The 675-nt window shown below is 54.7% G+C and carries 1 protein-coding gene and 1 pseudogene; both read right to left on the reverse strand.

The annotated features are described in order from the left end of the window. The coding region (locus ABD256_RS44215) for a S26 family signal peptidase (protein WP_344432410.1) at positions 1 to 310 on the reverse strand (310 nt) is incomplete at its 3' end. A gap of 98 nt (positions 311 to 408) precedes the next feature. Further along, positions 409 to 675: pseudogene (locus tag ABD256_RS44220) on the reverse strand (elongation factor 4); the annotation flags it as partial.

Below are 675 nucleotides of genomic sequence, written 5' to 3' on the forward strand. Positions count from 1 at the left end.
GTTCACCCACATCCAGAATCTTGGTCTCAAGCACCGGCAAGCGGAGTCCATAGGCAAACTTGTTCACCAGAATGAAATCCCCCACCACCAGGGTTGGCATCATGGATGCGGAGGGAATCCGGAAGGGCTCAGCAATGAAGGAGCGTAGAACGAGAACAATCAGCAACACGGGGAAAAAGGCCCGGCACCATTCCACCACCGTGGGTTCATCCGCCGCCTCGGTACGAAGACGAGCCCACCAGAGTCTATCCAGCGCCCAGACCAGACCGGTCACAAAGGTGGCAACAACCAGTATCAATGCAAGATTCATGGCAACTCCGGGCCTTCAGGCCCCCTCTCCCCACGTTTATCCATCATGGCAAGGGCCACAGCCACTGCCACTGCCAGCCCCAAGCGGCCTGAAAGCCCCTATTTCTTGTCCACCTGCAGTACAGCCAGAAAGGCCTCCTGGGGTATTTCCACCTTCCCCAGTTGCTTCATTCGTTTTTTACCTTCCTTCTGCTTTTCAAGCAACTTGCGCTTACGGCTCACATCACCGCCGTAGCACTTGGCGGTCACATTCTTTCTCAGCGCCTTCACAGTAGTCCTGGCAATAATATGATTGCCGATCGCTGCCTGAATAGCCACATCAAACATCTGCCGGGGAATGATTTCCTTCATCCGTTCACAAAGGTC

Source organism: Amycolatopsis minnesotensis, assembly GCF_039529815.1.
GTDB classification, from domain to species: domain Bacteria; phylum Actinomycetota; class Actinomycetes; order Mycobacteriales; family Pseudonocardiaceae; genus Amycolatopsis; species Amycolatopsis minnesotensis.